The organism is Glycomyces xiaoerkulensis, from assembly GCF_002798405.1.
In the GTDB taxonomy this organism is placed as follows: Bacteria; Actinomycetota; Actinomycetes; order Mycobacteriales; family Micromonosporaceae; genus Glycomyces; species Glycomyces xiaoerkulensis.
The window spans coordinates 3,810-5,779 of the sequence record NZ_PGGV01000040.1 but is presented as its reverse complement, the minus strand read 5'-3'; the positions used below and the strand labels follow the sequence as shown (position 1 = coordinate 5,779).

At 59.5% G+C, this 1,970-nt stretch carries 1 rRNA gene; it reads left to right on the top strand.

What is annotated here, in order from left to right:
- The first annotated feature begins 205 nt into the window (after positions 1-205).
- Positions 206-1,744, top strand: a 16S ribosomal RNA gene (locus CUT39_RS19920).
- Positions 1,745-1,970 lie beyond the last annotated feature (226 nt).

The window sequence follows — 1,970 nt, the reverse complement described above, 5'->3', positions numbered from 1 at the left end:
TTGTGGCGTGTTGTTTGAGAACTCAACAGGGTGTTTGGATGGTCAGCGTGCGGGCTGGCTGGGCTGTTCCTGGTGTTGTGCTGGGGGTGGTTTGGTTGGTTTGTTTGACTGTCTTTTCCTTTTGGAATCGGTCAGGTCTGCTTCGATGCATGCTTTGATGCTGGCTGCTGCTGCGGTTGTGGTGGTGGTTGGTGTTGTTTGGTTTTGGTTGGAGAGTTTGATCCTGGCTCAGGACGAACGCTGGCGGCGTGCTTCACACATGCAAGTCGAACGGAAAGGCCTGCCTTTGGGTGGGTACTCGAGTGGCGAACGGGTGAGTAACACGTGGGTGACCTGTCCCTGGCTCTGGGATAACCGTTGGAAACGGCGGCTAATACCGGATGTGACTGCTGGATGCATGTTCAGTGGTGGAAAGCTTTGGCGGCTGGGGTGGGGCTCGCGGCCTATCAGCTGGTTGGTGGGGTGATGGCCTACCAAGGCGGTGACGGGTAGCCGGCCTGAGAGGGCGGTCGGTCACATTGGGACTGAGATACGGCCCAGACTCCTACGGGAGGCAGCAGTGGGGAATTTTGCACAATGGGCGGAAGCCTGATGCAGCGACGCCGCGTGAGGGATGACGGCTTTCGGGTTGTAAACCTCTTTTGTTCGCGACGAAGCCGGTCGTGTTCGGTCGGTGACGGTAGTGTTCGAATAAGCGCCGGCTAACTACGTGCCAGCAGCCGCGGTAAGACGTAGGGCGCGAGCGTTGTCCGGATTTATTGGGCGTAAAGGGCTCGTAGGCGGCTCGTCGCGTCTGTCGTGAAAAGCCATGGCTTAACTGTGGTCGTGCGGTGGATACGGGCGGGCTTGAGGCAAGTAGGGGAGACTGGAATTCTACGTGTAGCGGTGAAATGCGCAGATATGTGGAGGAACACCGGTGGCGAAGGCGGGTCTCTGGGCTTGTGCTGACGCTGAGGAGCGAAAGCGTGGGGAGCGAACAGGATTAGATACCCTGGTAGTCCATGCTGTAAACGGTGGGCGCTAGGTGTGGGGGCACGTTTGTGGTCTCTGTGCCGTAGCTAACGCATTAAGCGCCCCGCCTGGGGAGTACGGCCGCAAGGCTAAAACTCAAAGGAATTGACGGGGGCCCGCACAAGCGGCGGAGCATGCGGATTAATTCGATGCAACGCGAAGAACCTTACCTGGGTTTGACATCACCCCGATGGCTGTGGAGACGCAGTGTCCTTCGGGCGGGGTGACAGGTGGTGCATGGCTGTCGTCAGCTCGTGTCGTGAGATGTTGGGTTAAGTCCCGCAACGAGCGCAACCCTTGCCCCATGTTGCCAGCACGTAGTGGTGGGGACTCGTGGGGGACTGCCGGGGTTAACTCGGAGGAAGGTGGGGATGAGGTCAAGTCATCATGCCCCTTATGTCCAGGGCTTCACGCATGCTACATTGGCCGGTACAGCGGGTGGCGATACCGTGAGGTGGAGCGAATCTCTGTAAAGCCGGTCGTGGTTCGGATTCGAGTCTGCAACTCGGCTCGATGAAGGTGGAGTCGCTAGTAATCGCAGATCAGCAACGCTGCGGTGAATGCGTTCCCGGGCCTTGTACACACCGCCCGTCACGTCATGAAAGTTGGCAACACCCGAAGCCTGCGGCCCAACCGCTTTGTGCGGGGGGAGTGGTCGAAGGTGGGGCTGGCGATTAGGACGAAGTCGTAACAAGGTAGCCGTACCGGAAGGTGCGGCTGGATCACCTCCTTTCTAAGGAGTCCGTTGGCCCTGCTCGTGGCGTTTGATGCGCGGGTGTGGGTGCACCATCCGAGTGCCGCCGGCTGTGATGGCTGGCGGGTTGCAGGGCGTGTGTTCTGCGGGTGTTGCTCGGGTGTGGACTGATTGTTTTTTTGGTGTGTCGACTGCGCGCTGTTTTCCATCCTTGAGGCCTGCTGGGGGCTCGGTCGTGTTGGCGCGGCGGGGTTGCCGGTGGGTC